Genomic DNA, 15,360 nt, shown 5'->3' with positions numbered 1-15,360 from the left:
ACACGAAAACAAAGGCATCATGTTTACTATCATGGTGCCTTTGTTTTTTTGTTTTCCATGGCAATGGCATTTACATAAGCGGCAATCCCTCTTTTCCAAAAACAAAAAGCTTATCGTTTTCCAATACCATTGTATACAGCTAATGCATCGGTAATATTATACTGTTCCGACTGATGATCTCCTTTTGCACCAGCTGAAATCAGAATATATTCTTGCTTACCCACTCTGGCTAGACTCGCAAGACATAGACCGGCCTCATCGGTATATCCAGTTTTCCCTCCTAAGATTTCCCCACCAATAATATTTTGATTGTTGAGGTCTTCGAACATGGTACTGTAAAAGGTTATCCCTCCAGGGTGCTTATTACTAGGTTGTGTGGAATGACGGGATGAACTAAAAATCTCTCGGAAAGTATTATTTTGCAAAGCATAGCTTAGAAGAATAGCCAGATCTTTGGCTGTTGTATAGTGGTTTGCATTATGAAGTCCAGTCGAATTTTCAAAATGCGTATTTTTCATGCCCAGACCTGCCGCCTTTTGATTCATTAATTTTACGAAATTCTGCTCTGATCCTGCAATCTGATCAGCAAGTCCGCCACAGCACTCCGCTCCGCTCGGCAGCATTACTCCGTATAACAAATCGATTGCCCTGACCTGCTCACCCGGCTGGAAACCGGCCATTGAGGCATCTGCTTCGTACAGTCCCTGAAACGTAGAATTGGTAAGTACGATTTTCTCCTTCAGGTCAGGTAAATTTTCTATCGCAACAATAGCTGTCATAATCTTAGTCAAAGAAGCTGGATAGATTTTTTCTGCGCTGTTTTTTTGCATCAGGATGGTATGATCTTTTAACCGAATCAGAATCGCATTAGGACTGTTCAGCTTATCGGGAGATATAGGAACAGAGGAAGCGGATTCTATCTTAGCCGGAGGAACCGATGTTGTTCTATTGTCATATTCATCCTTAAACGTCTGTTGGTTTCCTAGAGTAATAATGGAATGATAAACAAAAGCAGTAATAACACCTATCATCAGAATTGTTACAAATAGGCTTATTCCTGGCTTTTTGTTTTTTACTTTTCGTACCATAATTAAAACAGCTCCTTATTCTGTGCTGATATTATTCAACCACAAAGCAAGGAGCTATGTTAGAATTTCACCTTATGAACTTCTTAAGATTTTCTTATAACGGAAGCTTTACCGTAAATATTGTATTTTTCAAACTACTTTCCACTGAGATTGTACCCTCGTGAGCCTTAACAATTTCTTGAGCGATTGCCAAACCCAGTCCTGCTCCACCGGTGTTTGTGGAACGTGCAGAATCTAATCGGTAAAACTTTTCAAAAATAGTTTCCAGCTTTTCCCGCGGGATTGGATTTCCCTGATTCGTAAATGTTATAACCATATTTTTGTCCTGCTGTTTAGCAGAAATGTCAATGACCTTGTTTTCATAGCTATAGGCTATGGCATTTTTCAGAATGTTATTGAACACACGAGCCAGTTTGTCTGCATCTCCCCACAGAGTGAAGCCCTCAGGCACATTGATGGACACCTGCTTATCCTGTGGCGTGAGCATTGGATAGAATTCATCGGTCATCTGCTGAAGCATGAACAGTAAATTGATTTTTTCTTTATTCAAAACAATAGCTTGAAGATTAAATCTTGTGATCTCGAAAAACTCATTAATAAGCTGCTCTAATCGATAAGCTTTTTCCAAGGTAATACCGACATATTTTGCCTTCTGTTCAGGAGGCATATCAGGAGCTTCATCCAGAAGACTTAAGTATCCTATAACGGAGGTCAGAGGTGTCTTTATATCGTGAGCTAAATAAACTACTAAATCATTTTTGCGCTGTTCGGCATCAAGAGCAGCTTTCTTTTGTTTTTCCAAGTTGTTTTTCAGCTGATTAAGCTTATTTTCCATGAAATCCAATTCCGATGATAAAGTAATTTCATCATTTGACTCCTCAGCAAGTTTATTCATTCCAGCGCTGATTTCATCAAAATATTTTGTGAACCAAGAAATAAAAAATCGAAAAAATATAACTAAAAATACTAGGATTACAACAAAAAGGATCATGCCCATATTGTTACGTATCACCAACTGATAGATTGTCTGTGCCTCCGAATTATCAAAATTAAAAGTGTTGATTAAAAATCGAACGATACGATTTCCGATCTGTCCACGCAGGATATAGCGCAATAGAGAAACAGTCACAGCGGCGGCAACTGTAATCAGAAGCATTTGAAAAAATACTTTTCTTTTTAATTTTGTATAATCATTCCTTCTGTTATCTCTCTTACTTTTCAATTTTATAGCCAATCCCCCATACCGTTTTGATATATTTAGGATGTTCCGCGCTGTCATGCATCTTTTCCCTTAAATGTCTGATATGAACCATTACCGTATTATTGCTATTGGTAAAATACTTGTCTCCCCATACCTCATGATACAATTCTTCCGAACTGACCACTCGTCCGCGATTGGAACAAAGGACCCAAAGAATAGAAAATTCTGTAGGAGTGAGAGGTAGCCTTTTTTCATTTAGGGTACATTCATGGGTCTTCATGTCCATTACCAAGCCGGAAAAGGCAATCAAGTGTTCTTCCTGGTTTCGCACCGCAGAATTATATTTGGTAAATCTTCGGAGTTGTGCCTTCACGCGGGCAACGAGTTCCAAGGGGCGAAAGGGTTTAGTGATATAGTCGTCTGCACCTAATGTCAGCCCCGTGATCTTATCGATTTCTTCTTCTTTTGCTGTCAGCATGATAACCGGAAAGTTATGTTTTTCTCTAATTTTCTGGCAGAGAGTAAAGCCATCAATATCCGGCAGCATAACATCAAGTATTGCCAGCTCTAACGGTTCCGACTCAACACACCGTAAGGCCTCTTGACCGGTATAAAATTTATATATTCTAAACCCTTCATTTCCTAAATAAACTTCAATGAGGTCCGCTATGGACTTCTCATCGTCTACAATTAAAATATTGATGCTCATAAGTTCTGTCCCTTCTTCCTGGATAAGCACTCATTTTTTATTGTACTGCAAAAAAAATTTAAATCATAATAAGTTTCTTATGAAAACCTTAAGGTTTTATTAATTAATAAATTAGTCTCAGTATAAAGATACGGTAATAGAGCAAAAACATAAGCAAAAGTGTACCAAAAGCAATTATAACCCAGTCTAATTTTTTACTACTAATATACTTATTGCTTAGACGATATAATATCAGTCCTAAAATGCCTCCAACAGTATTTGTAATTACATCAATTATGTCTGTCGCTCCAATAGCGAAGATAAATTGAATTAATTCAGCAGTAAGGCTAAAAACCAGAATCAAAGTAAACTTAGGCAAAAATCTAAACCTTTTGTAATTGACATTCAAAAGTATGCCAAAAGGAATAAAGATTATAAAATTATTTATCATTTCTCCGAAATTAATTCTTCCATTTAGCTTTAAAGGAGCAGCAAATGGATTCAAGTTAAGACTTCTATGGTTATAATTAAATACTGACAAAATATTGTATTGTAATTTGAATAACACTAACCAAATTAGTATTACTAAATATACGGCTAGCAATCCTCTAGATAATATTTTTACTATATAGTCGCTTCTAGCTCTTTTTTTAGAATTGTCTTCAGTTGATTGACTGCAGGTTGTCATTTCATCTAAAACTCCTTACTTTTTGTATTACATTTCAAATTGATGAGAAGTAAAATCTATTTCACTGACTTCATTCTACCAAAACGGGATAGGCTTTAGTAAATAAGTACTTATAAATTTCTTAAGTTTTCCTTATGGAGGCCTTAATTTCAGGTATTTTCCGGAAACCCTGAATAACCATGCTTTATTTTTAACTAACTGACAGATCAGAAAGCCCCTGGATAATAACCCAGGGGCCTTCCTGATTATGAAGGAATTATTTTAACTGTATAGGTACCCGGTTTCCGGTAACCCATTCAACTTTGCGATTGCTGTGTTTAGCGAAGATCGGAGAACTGTCTCCTAGTACTGCCTATAGAATTCATAGAGCTTCTGATCGACATCGACCCAGCCTATCCAGGCCAAGTGCCAAAGATCCTTGAGATAATAATCCTCATATTCATGAGAGGAAAAATCAGCCAGAGGATACCCTTCTGCTTGGACAAGGGCTGCCAGCTTTTGATAACACTGTTCTCTCTGCAAACGGTCCAAGCCGGCATAATCGTACCAGCGACCGTTCATGGGAATAATTACAAATAGAGGTTTGGCACCTTTCTCCTTTAACACTTGCATTAGTAGCTTTAAGTCATTATATTCTGGTGAAGATAAATTCAAATCGTGTTTATCGCTATCTTTACTTTCTTTCAATTTTGGGAGCAGGTACTCTTGATAAAATTTATTATCCATCTTAAATGGATTATTGTCCGTGGATTTAATGGCATCGACCTTCGCTTCTTCACGCAGCCTACTCCATTCCATTTCCGGCGGATTTGCTGCTTTAGCCGAATACCTTGCCACTTGCTTATCTGCCAGGTCTTTAACCTGCCATATCACTTTGAAAAAATCTCGAACCTCTAAGGCCGAATATTCCATGCGAGCAGGGAGCCAATCCAAAGTTTTGTTTACTTTAGCCATAATACTTGAGTTGATTTCATTTTCTAACATATTCTTAAGATAGGGATATTCTTTATAAGCTTCCGGAAAATTGAGAATCCGTTCAGCAATTTGACGCTTTAAACTCGGAGAAATGTCAGAGCTAAAAAACATGTTATAGGCATGAAGGGCTGAAAAATTCCCTTCAAAAGTCGATTGCGAGATTCCTCCCGGACCAAACCACTGGGGGGTTATAAAGATAGCAATTTTCTTTCCTCTTAAGTCCTCAAGGGAAGCTAAGTTCAGTACATTAATAATCGTTTGGGTTCCGCCTCTACCAATCAAAAAAGGTGTCACTCCCGTCTCAGGGGTTAGCACTTTAGCCGGGTGATAATTGTTGATCATGGACATTTCAGAGGATCCATACATGGGAATCACTCCCGGGGTATCAACCGCTTCCTGCTGCAAGATGCTTCCTTGAAATGTGTCGAAATTAGGATTAACCCCCATAGCCTCGACAACACCCGGTTTAAGAATAAACCTTTCAGCGAACAGCTTTAATCCCGCACCGAGATTAGTAATTGTAACCACGAAAAGAACAATTGCCAGAAGCAGCGCAAACAGTGAATATCTTAAGGCCAAAGGTCCCTTTAGCTCTTGTTTTTGGGACGACTTTTGATTTAGAGCTACGAGGGGCATTTTCTAACCCTCCTTACAAATTCTTACTTCGACGCACTAGGTCAGTCTTTTCCTTAGTTATCTCATAATCTTCATATTAACCTAAATTCCAATGAAATTCACAGGATATAAATGGCAATTTTAAGGGTTCTATTTTAAAATACCGATCTTGAGCATATGGCAGTTCTCAAAGTTAGAATGTCATTACTAAGTTCATTAGCCTTTGTGGCTTGTAAGCTAAAAGAATGACTTTCATCTCATTAAAACAGTCAGAGGATAGATCACACATTTTTACATGCGACCCATCCCCTGATTGTTTATGCATATATACTCGACCAAGGACAGAGAATACTAAAATATATAAAAGAACTTAGATGAATGAGCTAACTTTATTTAATAACAGAATCTGGAGGGATTATAATTGGGTAATAAGCTGGTTGAGTTCTTATCTAAGCTAACAACCTCTTCAAAGGAAGCAACCTCTGATATTCTTATCCTACAATTCACGATAGTCAATGCTTATCTGGTGGGAAAACCAACCCAAAGTGACTGGACTCTAGTTGATGCAGGTCTGGAAAACTCAGCAGACTTTATTATTCAAGCAGCAGAGGAACGTTTTGGGAAAGAGGCTCGTCCTCAAGCCATTATTCTTACTCACGGACATTTTGACCACGTAGGCTCGCTAAGCAAGCTTTCTCAGCATTGGGATATTCCGGTTTATGCCCATGAGTTCGAACTTCCTTACATTACCGGAGAAAAAGATTATCCCCTGGCCGATCCAAGCGTAGGCGGCGGCCTGGTGGCAGCAATGTCTCCCACCTTTCCACACACCAGTATAGACATTGGCTTTCGAGCTAATCCCCTACCCTCAGACCACAGCGTCCCGGGTATGCCCGGTTGGAAATGGATACTAACCCCCGGCCACACTGACGGTCATATTGCTTTATTCCGCGAAACAGATGGCATACTTATACCGGGAGATGCCCTTACGACAGTAAAACAAGAATCCCTGTTGTCTGTAATGACACAAAGCGAACAAATAAGTGGTCCACCGGCTTATCTAACCACTGACTGGAAAGCAGCGGAATCATCCGTCGATAAATTAAGAGACCTAAAGCCGTCCTTAGTTATTCCCAGCCACGGTCAGCCAATGAAGGGTGCAGAGTTGACTCGGCATTTAGATATGCTGACTCATCACTTTGAGGAAATCGCCGTCCCGGAACAAGGAATTTTTGTTGATTGAAGATAATCTTCATCACCTGACATCTATTGAAGCAAAGGTCCGGCGAATTCCATTGTGGTACTCAACTTTCGGATAGCCTATGATGACAAATAATCCTTCACGGCTTTTATAGCGAATACCATAGCTTTCTCTAAATTTTCGGGCAGCCTTACCGTTTTGAATTAAGGGATGAACAGCTCCTAACATACATGTCCCCAATCCTAGGGATTCAGCGGCAATCATAGCATAGGTAGCTGCAACTATGGGATCGGCGGGGTCAGAATAAGGAGAGCCATAAAAGTAGAGGGCAGCAGGGGCATCATAATTAACCAGGTTGATGCCCTTTTCCATATTGTCTAAGTACAAGTCAATGGTAGGTCGAACAAATCCTTTGAATAATTCGTCGTTGGCCTTTCCCCAAAACGGACGCATCAGCCTTAAAAACCATTCAGATACCAGCCATTTTATTCCTTTTAAATAATCACAAAAGTCCTCAGCAAATTTACGCACCTTTGCCGGACTATTGAAGACTATTAGGTTTACATCCGAAGGAGGTAGACCCATCGGGCATGTTTGAGCTGCTTCTATGACTTTTTCCAGGATCTCTTTTTCTACAGGTACAGCTTTAAACTCACGAATACTTCGTCGCCGCTGAAATAGGTTTAACACTTCCTCATAGGCTGAGGAGTTTGTTTTTTGGGGCAGGCTGAATAAGTCCTCGGAAGACAAACAGCGGCCATCAATTTTAATAGCTTCTTTAGGACAAATTGCCATACAATGTCCGCAGGCAATACATCCATAAACTGAATTTATACTGATAACCTTACCCTTTTGCAGAGAGAGATTAAATCCCTTGCATACTTCAACACATAAACCACAGCCTATACACAGTTGTTCATCAATCAAAATAACGGCTGACTCTTTAGTCCGCGAAGTAGGTATAGACACGCAGGTATCCTCCCCGTTATCAAAATTCTAAAGCAGACCCAGCCATGGCCCATCTAAAGGCTTTTGGAAACTCCGCAGCCAACATAGTCAACATAGCAGACCCTGTACAATGATTGGGTGCCAGGCACTCAAGATCAAGGCTTTTAAGATAGTCAATGGTTTGCTGCCGTTGATCCGAGGAAGCTGGTCCAAGATGAGTTCCGCCAATAATCCCTCTCACTTTACTTTCTTTAGTAACCTGCCTGGCCTGCTCTACAATGTTAACCAGTCCGGAATGAGCACAGCCCAGCAGGATGATTAAACCTTGATCCGTCATATAAAACATGCTTAAATCATCTTTAAGGCTGTCTTGAACAACCTGCTCCCCTGCCAATTCAACCAAATGCTCATCTATGTGCTCAAAGGATGATTCTCGCAGAATTTCCCCACTTAACCACAGCCCCGGCCTCAATTCAAAGGGTTCATTATGCCAGTGAAACCTGGCACCTAAGCTTTCTAATTGCTGCTGACAATAAGGAACACCGATATAGCGGTTTGGTTGAATATCGGAAACTTTAGCTAAGTGGCTTGCAAATAAATTCGGATGCGCGTAGACAGATGTTGCCCCTTTATATTGTAATAACTTATAGAGTCCTCCCGTGTGATCATAGTGTCCATGACTTAAGACTACCTTATCAACTTGGCGCAGATCATGGCCCAGAATTTGGGCATTGTTAACAAGGTTCCCTTGCTCTCCCGCATCAAACAGGATCTTCTCATCTCCAAAATCTAAGAGCATGGACAACCCCCATTCCCCTAACAGCCCTAAGGGGACCCCAACAGTGTTTTCAACTAAGATTGTCACTTTTAACTTAGTCATTTTACACTCTCCTTTAAATCCAATCGCATATCCATGCAATACTCAAAAGAAAAACCTATAAATGAGTTCCCTATGTATTACTCATATCCTGCAAAACCTAATACTATTTCCGTAATTTTACAAAATTAATACTTGAATATTCCTGGAGTAAAGCCATTTATCCTTCTCTATCTAGTTGTCCTTTTAAAAAGGTTAGAAATGAGGATTTATTATTTATTTGAGCTCTATTTCCTGCTATAATAAGTTTGACTTTAAAATTCGATGATGGAGGATTAGTCATATGAAATTTGTAACACAACTAAAAGGTGAAGACACATGGGAAGAAATCTCCTTAGAAGAGTGCTTATTTAAAACAGAAACCGCTGGTTTCTATATTCCGGGAACCGTACAAAAGATGTTAGAAGATGGCCTGGCAGTTGATACTCCTTGGTCAATCTTTAAAAAGGTTGAATAGCCATTCCTTCTAGTGAAGGATTTAAAAGAGCCCGTCAAGTTTAGACGGTCTCTTTTTATATAAGGAAGGTGAAGTATTTTGGGAATTTTCCTGACCATTTTTATTGTCTTTATCGCTGTTGCCCTATTTCGAGCTCCTCACTCCTCCTCCTCTCAGCACAGATCAAACTCTATTTCTCATTCAAATTATCACACGTTCTCTGATGGCCATGATTACAATGACTCTGATTATTCTTCCTGCGACCACGGCGGATGTGATTCTTCAGATGGGTGTGACTCCGGAGGGTGCGATTCAGGAGGTTGTGGCGGAGGAGACTAACGCCGGCTTGTCTGTCTTAAGTTAAACAACGCACCAGCATGGATGACAAATAGTTTTATAAGATTCAACTTGTTCTTAAACAACTATTCGTCAGATATATAGTCCTTCATTCGTCTATTTAATTAAGGCTACATATCAAATCTATAACTGGGGGGATTTATTCGTGAAAAGAAAACTATGGTACTCTCTTGCTGTACTGGCAGTTTTCACAGGTATGATTATCATGACTGGCCTAAATGAACCGCCCAAGCAAAGTATTGCCCAGGAACCAGAGCAAGCCCAACCCGAGCACCTTAGTCTACCTGTGCTTGGCTCCCTGGATAATCTACGCAGTATCCTGAAAGATGCCGAGAATTCCAGAGGATTAAGGGGACAAGGTGTGCTGATGGGGGCAATTGCCCTTGATGGAATGACGAAGTCAGCTGCTGCTCCACCAGTAGATCAGGCTTCTCCGACTAATTCAGGAATTACATCTAAGGAAAGCAAAAACTACTCCTCGACCAACCTTCAAGTAGCAGAGGTTGATGAAGCTGATATTGTCAAAAGTGATGGTACCTATCTCTACCAAGTGAACAACCAGGAACTTCTCGTCATTCAGGCAGACCCCTCCGATCAAATGCACATTGTAAAACGAATCAGTTTTGATGAAAACGAATTTTCACCCCAGGAATTATATGTTGACAATCAGTATCTGGTTGTGTTAGGCAATGCCATCTATCCGGAAACCCAGCCCTCAGCTACAGAAAAAGATCAATCCAAGGCTATGATCTATCCGCCGGTAATCCACAAATCTACGACTAAGGTGATTATCTATAACCTAGCCGATAAAGCTAATATAACCAAACTTCGGGAGGTCGAGCTTGACGGTGATTATGTCTCTTCTCGAAAGATCGGTTCAAATTTATACTTAATAGCTAACAAGTATCTAGACTTATATCGAATCATGAACTCAGAAATGGAACCTACTTTACCCAGTTATCGTGATACAGCTCTAAAAAATGAATTTATCAATCTGGATTACGCCAAAATCCGTTACTTTCCAGACTGTATAGAACCCAACTACCTTATGATCGCCAGTCTTAATCTTGATCAAGCCCAGCAAGAAATGCAGGTGCAAACCTTCCTGGGTTCCGGGCAGAATGTCTATGCATCCCCCACTAATCTCTATATCGCTGTCACTCAATATGAGCGGGCTGAACAGGATACCCCCGGAACCACTCCGAAGAAGCAAATAATCCCTAGTCCCTATAGCATGGCTACAGCTGTGTACAGGTTCAGTCTCGATCAAGGCGGAATTGATTTGCAAGCTAAAGGAACCGTGCCCGGAAACATTCTCAATCAATTTTCCCTGGACGAATACAATAACTGCTTTAGGATTGCTACTACCACAGGAGAGACCTGGCGCTCCGATGAAAACACTTCAAAGAACAATGTTTATATCTTAGGCCCAGACCTCCAATTAATGGGTAAGCTTGAGGATATAGCTCCCGGTGAAAGGATTTACTCGGTTCGTTTTATGGGGGATCGCGGCTATATGGTGACCTTTAAGAATGTTGATCCCTTTTTTGTCCTGGATCTTAAGGATCCCTCCGCTCCCCAAATCTTAGGTGCTTTAAAAATTCCGGGCTACAGTGATTACCTCCATCCTTATGATGAGAATCATATTATAGGCTTTGGTAAAGAAACCATAGAGCTAAGTCCCACCAATAATAATCAAGGGATTCTTCCCGGTTCCCCCGTGGGTTCCAATGCTTACTACCAAGGGATGAAACTAGCTGTCTTTGATGTTACCGATGTAACCAAGCCTGTGGAAATGTATAAAACCACAATCGGCGACCGTGGGACTGATTCAGAAGTACTCCATAATCATAAAGCTTTGCTTTTCGACCAAGAGAAAAAGCTACTATCCTTCCCCGTCACGGTGATGGAGGTTAAAAACCCTGTCAAAAGTCCTTCCGGGGTTCCCCAATATGGCTCATTTGCCTTCCAGGGGGCCTATGTCTATAATTTTGATTTGCATAGCGGTTTCACCCTAAGGGGTAAAACAACTCATCTTGATAAGCCAGATTTACTGAAAGCCGGTCAGCATTATTATGGAACTAAGGAAATTGAACGAGTTCTTTATATCGGAGATACATTGTACACCGTCTCAAAAGGAAAAATAAAAGCTAATGATCTAAGCTCTCTAGAAGAGAAAAAAAGTTTAACGCTTAATCCTTAAAAACTTTACCTGTTCAACTAGATTTGTTAAGCTAACAAAGATGGATAAGTATTGATTAATCCATGTACCGCTTTCACATTCAAGAGAAAGGGGTGCATGGAAATTTATTTCTAAGCCGCTTTTTCTAAATAGTTTTTAGCAAAGAATTAATTTGTTGGTAAAATGATCACAATAAGTAAATCCTGAAACTAAGAAAGGTCTGTTTAAAATGTTTGATACAGTAATTACCGGTGGTTTAATAGTAGATGGTACAGGTACTCCCCCCTATCGAAGTGATGTGGGGATACAGGATGGCCTGATTGTAGAAATAGCCCCTGACCTGTCTGCAGAGGCCTCAAGGATTATTGACGCGACGAATAAAATAGTAACTCCGGGGTTCATAGACGTTCATAGTCATTGCGACTTAGTACCCTTTATGTCTGATTCAATTCGGGAGAGCAGAATCAGACAAGGAGTAACCACTGAGATTATCGGCCAATGTGGCTTGGGCTCGGCCCCCCACCTCCAAAGAATGGAGGATTGGCGCAATTATCTTATCCCAATCTTAGGCCCCGGACCGCTAACCTGGGATTGGCAAGACTTTTCTATGTTTTATAGGCAACTTGATCAAGCAGAAAAACTTAACAACTTCGCAGCCTTAATTGGTCACGGAGCAGTTCGAGCTCAAATTCTTGGCTTAAATAATGTGAAGCCTTCCACAAAAGAAATCGAAGCCATGAGCGGGATTGTTGAGGATGCAATGGCTCATGGAGCTTTAGGGATATCCTATGGCTTAGCATATCTCCCCGGGATGTTTGCTCCTAAAGAAGAACTAATTGCTCTGAGTTCGGTGGTTGCAGCTTATCAGGGGATTATGATGATTCATATCCGCAGTCACTCTCGACAGGTTCGAGAAGGAATGTCAGAAGCAATTTCTGTCGCCAAGGAATCCGGAGTTAAGTTGCAGATTTCTCATATGCGTTCCTATGCCAATCGAGATTTTGGCATAACCGCCGAAGAATTGATTGAGATGGTAGAAAAAGCCAGGATGGATGGTGTGGATGTAACCTTTGATGAACACCCTTATACTGCCGGCAGTACCCTCTTATCTCAGACCTTACCTCCCTGGGCTAAAGAAGGCGGCAGCACGGAAATCATTCGTCGCTTAAAAGACCCCCAACTAAGGGCTAAACTAAAGAATGACCTCCAGGGTCAAGGCCCCGACTATTCCGGCTGGGATAACTTTGTCGGTATGGTTGGCTGGTCAAATATTATGATCAGCTCTGTCAGTAAGCCCCAAAATAAATGGGCAGAGGGCTTAACTGCAGATCAATTAGCCCCCCAAAAAAGCTTGCCGGATTCTCAACTAAACAGCCAAATCATTGACTCTATTGCTGACCTATTAATCAGCGAGGAATGTCGTTGTTCTATGGTCATGAAGAACCTATTCTCTGAAGAGGATATTATTGCTCTACTCAAGCATCCATTATGTCAAATTGGCTCCGACGGTATTCCTACCGGTAAGCCCCACCCTCGTTTATTTGGCACATACCCTAAATTCTTAGGGGAGTATGTCCGGGATAAAAACACAATGACCTGGGCTGAAGGGGTTAAGAGAATTACCGGAGACCCGGCACTACGTTTGAATTTGCGAGACAGAGGATTTATCAAAAAAGGCTATATGGCCGATCTGGTAATTTTTGATTCCCATAATATTGCAGCCCAGGAAGACTACACCAACCCTGCTCAGCATCCCACCGGTATCAACTATACAATAATTAATGGGCATATCGTTCTTGCCAATGATGAAGTACTAACCACAAATGCCGGCAGAATGATCGGGATGAACTATTAACTTATATTATACTGATTACTCTTTAGTGCTTACTAATTGGTATGCAACCAATTACTAAAAACGCGCTTAAATTAGCTAGATAAGTACTGAACCAAATAAAGATAACCAGCAGTTACGGGATAAAAATCCGGTTACTACTGGTTTTTTTCTTATTAAATTACTTACCGAAAAAACCTTTATTTAGGTGCGGATAGCATCCTTATATCCAGCCAAAAATAAAGAAATCAGGTGAATTACGAGGAGTTATAATATGTATTTCATTATATTTGATTTAGAATTTAATCAAGACGTTGCTTCTTTACAGAACTTTGATGGTAAAGGATCTCCCTATCCCTTTGAAATCATTCAAATTGGTGCCATCAAATTAGACTTGGAACTTAACACTGTAGGCACTTTTAACCGTTACGTCAAGCCAACCTTCTACACCAGAATTAACCCATTTGTCACAGATTTAACCGGTATTACCACTGAGCAGCTTTTAACTGAAGAACCCTTTTCGGAGATTTATAAGGCTTATACAGCGTTTACCAAGGAGAGGGATTCAATATTCTGTACTTGGGGCATGTCTGATATAACAGAACTATTCAGAAATGTCGAAGCCCAGCAATTAAGCCCCAGGTTTTTACCCCAAAGGGTTATTAACATACAACCCTATGTCTCCACGCATTTCAATCTTTCTCAAAAAAACTTATTACGTCTTCAACATGCAGTAGAGTTGCTCCATATTCCAATAACAAATGCATTTCACAATGCCCTTCATGATGCCTTTTATACGGCTGAAATATTCAAAATAGTATACAATTCTTCAATTCAACCCAAGCCCTATGACCCATCCTACAGGACAATTAGAGCAAAACGCCCATCAAGAGTGATAGACACGGATAAACTTCTTCAGCAATTTGAAAAAATGTATGCCCGCAAAATAACCACAGAAGAAAAAGAGATGATTCAACTTGCCTATAAAATGGGAAGAACCAATCAATTTTTAAAAGACGGGTAAGAGGTCTCTTCGCGAGATTTCAGGTACAAGTACCATTGGAAGTAAATTGCTTTTTCGCAAAAATAAATACGTCTGTAGTGATTGACCCATCGTTCTCCGGATAGTCTTGCTCTTTGATCTCAATGATAGACAAGTGATTATCTTCTAATATTTTCTTGACACTTTTGGCGGAATGATAAAAATAGTATATTTCCTCCTTAGAAAAACTGGTTTTCTCAAAACCATCCTTTTTCCCTTCCATAAAGCTTAAATATAGTTTACCTTCCCCCTTTAAATAGTTCGAAACCTTTTGCAGAAGGGAAAGCACTTCTGTTTGATTTAAATGAACTATACAAAATGATAAGAATACCGCATCAAATGATTCGGCATTAAAACTAATGTCTCGTATATCTTGACAACTAAAATCTCCTGCCGGAGCATTCTTTTGGGCTAGTTTGATCATTTCCTCGGAAAGATCAATTCCTTTAAGCGTAAAATTTTTACCGGCTAACATTAACTGTCTCGCGACATTACCTGGTCCACACCCCAGATCCAAAACTTTTATTCCTGGCTCAAGTAAATTAATAAACTCTCTAATCATTTTTTGGTAAGGTAGATAGTCGATAAATTTGTCATTGAAGGCAACACAGTTGTTGTCATAGGCAGTTATGGTTTTACTGATTCTTTCCATGCAGCAACACCTTTCAATATTATACAAATATATGCTTGTTAGTTAAGACGGCCACTCTCTTCACGCCGAGCTTATATTATTAACATTCAAATACACATTTTAAGAAGTGATCATATAATAACTTATATAATTGGCAACTGAACTTTGTTCAGATTCATTTCAGATTATTTTCGATTAGAAAGGATGCTTTAGATGAATAAAATTAAAATCTTAGAAGTACTTAATGATGCATTACAAAATGAGCTTGAAATTGAAAAGGTTATAATCCTATACACTAATGGGGAGACTTTTGAAATTGACAGCGAAGCCGAAGAAGGAGAAGAAGATATAATCCCCCAACTCTCCGAAAATGCTGCTCTTAACGATGATGACGTTAATGATGATGTAAGGCTAGTTGAATTCCCAGAAATTGATGAATTGGATAAACCAAATGATTTCCAAGAACTAGCTGAATTGCCTGAAACAAAGGAAGTTGAGAGTGTAGATTCTAAGGATAATATAGCGACCATAGTCCTGGAGGGTAATTGGACTCACATAAACTATCTTCCATTCAGCCGGAAAATTAATATTATAAACTAA

At 39.9% G+C, this 15,360-nt stretch carries 15 protein-coding genes; 7 read left to right on the top strand and 8 right to left on the bottom strand.

The genetic code is table 11. The annotated features are described in order from the left end of the window. Window positions 1–110 precede the first annotated feature (110 nt). The 5 genes from DESMER_RS08675 to dltD form a co-directional block, all read right to left on the bottom strand. Complete coding sequence (locus DESMER_RS08675) at window positions 111–1,088, bottom strand: D-alanyl-D-alanine carboxypeptidase family protein (RefSeq protein WP_014902670.1); 978 nt, start codon at window positions 1,086–1,088, stop codon at window positions 111–113. A gap of 94 nt (window positions 1,089–1,182) precedes the next feature. Next, the gene (vanS, locus tag DESMER_RS08670; RefSeq protein WP_427854273.1) at window positions 1,183–2,322 is read right to left on the bottom strand and encodes a vancomycin resistance histidine kinase VanS; all 1,140 of its coding nucleotides are present in this window, start codon (window positions 2,320–2,322) and stop codon (window positions 1,183–1,185) included. Further along, the gene (gene vanR / locus DESMER_RS08665) at window positions 2,300–2,998 is read right to left on the bottom strand and encodes a VanR-ABDEGLN family response regulator transcription factor (RefSeq protein WP_014902668.1); all 699 of its coding nucleotides are present in this window, start codon (window positions 2,996–2,998) and stop codon (window positions 2,300–2,302) included. The genes vanS and vanR overlap by 23 nt, the downstream gene beginning before the upstream one ends. 103 nt (window positions 2,999–3,101) lie before the next feature. After that, window positions 3,102–3,605, bottom strand: coding sequence for a glycopeptide resistance protein VanZ-A (gene vanZ-A / locus DESMER_RS08660; protein WP_042334405.1), 504 nt, complete (start codon window positions 3,603–3,605; stop codon window positions 3,102–3,104). 402 nt (window positions 3,606–4,007) lie between these two features. After that, window positions 4,008–5,276 carry a D-alanyl-lipoteichoic acid biosynthesis protein DltD gene (gene dltD, locus DESMER_RS08655; RefSeq protein WP_014902666.1) on the bottom strand — a complete coding sequence of 423 codons (1,269 nt, stop codon included), beginning with the start codon at window positions 5,274–5,276 and terminating at the stop codon, window positions 4,008–4,010. A gap of 400 nt (window positions 5,277–5,676) precedes the next feature. On the opposite strand from dltD, the gene DESMER_RS08650 reads away from it, so the two are divergent. Next, the gene (locus DESMER_RS08650; protein WP_014902665.1) at window positions 5,677–6,498 is read left to right on the top strand and encodes an MBL fold metallo-hydrolase; all 822 of its coding nucleotides are present in this window, start codon (window positions 5,677–5,679) and stop codon (window positions 6,496–6,498) included. Window positions 6,499–6,510: 12 nt separating this feature from the next. Here the strand turns inward: DESMER_RS08650 and DESMER_RS08645 are convergent, their stop codons facing one another. Then, the gene (locus DESMER_RS08645; RefSeq protein ID WP_014902664.1) at window positions 6,511–7,425 is read right to left on the bottom strand and encodes a nitroreductase family protein; all 915 of its coding nucleotides are present in this window, start codon (window positions 7,423–7,425) and stop codon (window positions 6,511–6,513) included. 19 nt (window positions 7,426–7,444) lie between these two features. Next, the gene (locus DESMER_RS08640; RefSeq protein ID WP_014902663.1) at window positions 7,445–8,284 is read right to left on the bottom strand and encodes an MBL fold metallo-hydrolase; all 840 of its coding nucleotides are present in this window, start codon (window positions 8,282–8,284) and stop codon (window positions 7,445–7,447) included. A 280-nt stretch (window positions 8,285–8,564) separates the two neighbouring features. Here DESMER_RS08640 and DESMER_RS23945 point away from each other — a divergent pair, with 280 nt between their 5' ends. The 5 genes from DESMER_RS23945 to DESMER_RS08620 all read left to right on the top strand — a co-directional run bounded on the left by DESMER_RS23945 (window position 8,565) and on the right by DESMER_RS08620 (window position 14,111). Next, window positions 8,565–8,738 (top strand): hypothetical protein, encoded by a 174-nt coding sequence (locus DESMER_RS23945; protein ID WP_014902662.1) that lies wholly within the window; start codon window positions 8,565–8,567, stop codon window positions 8,736–8,738. A 208-nt stretch (window positions 8,739–8,946) separates the two neighbouring features. Continuing rightward, complete coding sequence (locus DESMER_RS24670; protein WP_282433069.1) at window positions 8,947–9,081, top strand: hypothetical protein; 135 nt, start codon at window positions 8,947–8,949, stop codon at window positions 9,079–9,081. Window positions 9,082–9,219: 138 nt separating this feature from the next. Further along, window positions 9,220–11,277: a beta-propeller domain-containing protein gene (locus DESMER_RS08630; RefSeq protein WP_014902661.1), complete on the top strand. Its 2,058-nt coding sequence runs from the start codon at window positions 9,220–9,222 to the stop codon at window positions 11,275–11,277. Window positions 11,278–11,485: 208 nt separating this feature from the next. Continuing rightward, window positions 11,486–13,111 (top strand): N-acyl-D-amino-acid deacylase family protein, encoded by a 1,626-nt coding sequence (locus DESMER_RS08625; RefSeq protein ID WP_014902660.1) that lies wholly within the window; start codon window positions 11,486–11,488, stop codon window positions 13,109–13,111. 250 nt (window positions 13,112–13,361) lie between these two features. Continuing rightward, window positions 13,362–14,111 (top strand): 3'-5' exonuclease, encoded by a 750-nt coding sequence (locus DESMER_RS08620; RefSeq protein WP_014902659.1) that lies wholly within the window; start codon window positions 13,362–13,364, stop codon window positions 14,109–14,111. Between the two features lie 19 nt (window positions 14,112–14,130). Here the strand turns inward: DESMER_RS08620 and DESMER_RS08615 are convergent, their stop codons facing one another. Continuing rightward, the gene (locus DESMER_RS08615) at window positions 14,131–14,781 is read right to left on the bottom strand and encodes a class I SAM-dependent methyltransferase (protein WP_014902658.1); all 651 of its coding nucleotides are present in this window, start codon (window positions 14,779–14,781) and stop codon (window positions 14,131–14,133) included. A 192-nt stretch (window positions 14,782–14,973) separates the two neighbouring features. Here DESMER_RS08615 and DESMER_RS08610 point away from each other — a divergent pair, with 192 nt between their 5' ends. Beyond that, complete coding sequence (locus tag DESMER_RS08610; protein ID WP_014902657.1) at window positions 14,974–15,360, top strand: hypothetical protein; 387 nt, start codon at window positions 14,974–14,976, stop codon at window positions 15,358–15,360.

Source organism: Desulfosporosinus meridiei DSM 13257 (assembly GCF_000231385.2).
GTDB lineage: Bacteria > Bacillota > Desulfitobacteriia > Desulfitobacteriales > Desulfitobacteriaceae > Desulfosporosinus > Desulfosporosinus meridiei.
Note: the sequence above shows the minus strand (reverse complement) of the source record. Positions and strands in the feature narration are given on the sequence as shown.

Coding starts and splice junctions, on each gene's coding strand:
- DESMER_RS23945 (WP_014902662.1), top strand. CDS start 8,565: ATGAAATTTGTAACACAACTAAAAGGTGAAGACACATGGGAAGAAATC.
- DESMER_RS08620 (WP_014902659.1), top strand. CDS start 13,362: ATGTATTTCATTATATTTGATTTAGAATTTAATCAAGACGTTGCTTCT.
- DESMER_RS08640 (WP_014902663.1), bottom strand. CDS start 8,284: ATGACTAAGTTAAAAGTGACAATCTTAGTTGAAAACACTGTTGGGGTC.
- DESMER_RS08615 (WP_014902658.1), bottom strand. CDS start 14,781: ATGGAAAGAATCAGTAAAACCATAACTGCCTATGACAACAACTGTGTT.
- DESMER_RS08610 (WP_014902657.1), top strand. CDS start 14,974: ATGAATAAAATTAAAATCTTAGAAGTACTTAATGATGCATTACAAAAT.
- dltD (WP_014902666.1), bottom strand. CDS start 5,276: ATGCCCCTCGTAGCTCTAAATCAAAAGTCGTCCCAAAAACAAGAGCTA.
- vanR (WP_014902668.1), bottom strand. CDS start 2,998: ATGAGCATCAATATTTTAATTGTAGACGATGAGAAGTCCATAGCGGAC.
- DESMER_RS08625 (WP_014902660.1), top strand. CDS start 11,486: ATGTTTGATACAGTAATTACCGGTGGTTTAATAGTAGATGGTACAGGT.
- DESMER_RS24670 (WP_282433069.1), top strand. CDS start 8,947: ATGATTACAATGACTCTGATTATTCTTCCTGCGACCACGGCGGATGTG.
- DESMER_RS08675 (WP_014902670.1), bottom strand. CDS start 1,088: ATGGTACGAAAAGTAAAAAACAAAAAGCCAGGAATAAGCCTATTTGTA.